This window comes from Bradyrhizobium sp. AS23.2 (assembly GCF_001908185.1).
In the GTDB taxonomy this organism is placed as follows: Bacteria; Pseudomonadota; Alphaproteobacteria; order Rhizobiales; family Xanthobacteraceae; genus Bradyrhizobium.
Genome location: NZ_LGHM01000294.1, coordinates 1 through 2234 on the forward strand (window position 1 = coordinate 1; position 2234 = coordinate 2234).

The 2234-nt window shown below is 56.4% G+C and carries 2 protein-coding genes; both read right to left on the minus strand.

What is annotated here, in order from left to right; all coding sequences use genetic code 11:
• Positions 1 to 342: M16 family metallopeptidase (locus AC630_RS41415; protein WP_143198739.1), on the minus strand; the 342-nt coding region annotated here is incomplete at its 3' end.
• 1693 nt (positions 343 to 2035) lie between these two features.
• A partial coding sequence (locus AC630_RS46550; protein ID WP_208867118.1) for a hypothetical protein occupies positions 2036 to 2234 on the minus strand: 199 nt, incomplete at its 5' end.

Consider the following 2234-nt stretch of genomic DNA (forward strand, 5'->3'; position numbering starts at 1 on the left):
CGAGGTCGAGGCGTTCTCGTTGCCGCCGACGCGGAGCACGGTCTGCGAGAATTCGCCGACCGGATGCTTCTCGGTGCCCTTGAACATCAGGTGTTCGAGGAAGTGCGCGAGGCCGGACTTGCCCGGCGTCTCGTCGGCCGAGCCGACCTTGTACCAGATCATCTCCGTCACCACGGGGGTGCGGTGATCCGGGATCACCACGACCTGCATGCCGTTGCCGAGCGTGAAGCTGGCGGGCGGAGCCGATGTCACCGTGGTCTGGGCGAGGGCCGCGCCGGCCGAGAGGGCAGTCGTCGAAAGCAGCGCGGCAAGGAGGCAAGCCGCGGATCGGTATGAGCACATCGTCCTTGCAGACACACGAACCCAAATCTCCAGGAAGAAATCACGACAGGGCAGCTCGTATTTTGCCCCGGCCTCGTCATCGACATAGTTCGTCAGTTGCTGGTTCAGCATGGCCCGTCAAAAGCTCCATTGCGGTTTGTTGGGGATGAGGAATAACCTCATGATCAATCTCGTCTCTCGGTTGCTCTGGGCTCTCCGATAATTCAATCGAGAGCTCTTTGCGCGCCAAGTCCGACGCGTTTGCGCATAACCCAAAGCATTCTTCGTGCCAGAGCAGAAACGTTTGTAGATACAAAGGGGACTGCCAAACCAGCTATGTCGAATGTCCAACACTGTCGTACACCGGACAATGCCAATCGACATTGACCTCTTGCGCGCCACGTTAAAAACGCGCTCAGGAAGTGTAGTTCAGGCTATTGGAGGTCGCGCAGCATATCGACGCAAAGCGGGCTGTCGGTTTCAAGCATGCGGCGGGGGGGTGGGAAGACTTGTGTTTTGCTTTACACACAGGATGTGGTGAGTAGTTGAATCAGCCGCTGCACATTGTAGTCCGGGACCGGTCCGCGGAGCGTCAAGCTCAATTCCGGCTCAATCGCGCAGTTCCGCTTCCTCGAGACTCAAGTACGAATCCGTCACGGGCGATCATTTCCGTTGCTTCACTTGCCTCGCATCGTTACACGAGGGCCGGCACCCAGGAGCAAGCCGACCATTTGGCATCTTCTCGCTCGCCAGCGGTCGTTTCGACGAGACCGCGATCAAATTGCGCGTCGCAGCGCGGCATCAACATAGTCCTCATATTCCGCTCTTTTCTATCCATCGGGTGGATGGATTCCATCACAACAGTCTTTTACCAATCTTAATGAACGCTGCTAAGTCAAAGCACCGCTCGAGTTGGAGGATATAGCACGTCATTAGGAATTAATCGTCGCCCCCTGAGCGCAGTTGCTCCGGGCGGCCTAGTTCGTACTCTGCCATTATCGTCAGGTGATGACGGGAAAGGCCTTTCCAACGGTTGTCAGCACGGTCTTGTCAGGCGGCAACCTCGCGCGCGCTGGATCTCAGCGCGTCGCAATAAAGAAGATTCGTGTATCAGAACGATGCATGAGGCAGCCATGAGTATGACCGTGTACGGAGCCAGGAGTTCGAGTGCAGCGGAGCGACTGAACCAAGCATGTCAGGTGATGAGGTCTTGCGCGCAACCACTTAATCCGATTTTATCTGCACACTAAGGTTGATCACGATAGCAAGACACCCACACCGCTTCCTGTAGGTGCTTCGCACTCTCACCGCTGCAATTCGTGTGCTGAATACCTTAAACAGCGAATCGAGCTACAAATCGAAGAGGTTGCGAGACTTATCTGCGAAGACGAGAGCGCACTTGACGCAACCCAGCTCCCAATGAACTTACGAGCCAACTGATAGCGGCGGAGCTCGGCATGTGCCCGGAACGCGACGAGCGAACCGGTACGGCGATCGTAGGGGGTGACGCGAGCCGTCTCGCACAGGAATACAGCAACATCTACTATCCGGAACAGTTCTCGAGGCTGGGGCGACTTTTTGATGAAGCTGTCCTTGCGCTGCCTCTAAATAAATAAGCGAACTTCTGCCAACCGGACCGAGATCGCCAAACTCATTTTGGGGCGTGCATCCATTTGTCAATTTGAACTGGGCCTTCTCATTAAGTTAATCACCATTACCGCTGCTGTTTCATCCTCCGCGCCGGATCGGCCGGAATTGATCTGCTGACCGGCAAGGTCGGGGATGTCCCGGGTTCTGTTGAATATCTGAAGAGGTCGGCGTTGCCCACCTTGAGCCGGTAGGCTCGGGGTGCTGATTCCACAAAGGAGAGCAACGCCATGACGAGAGATATCACACCGGCCGGTTCGCCGGCG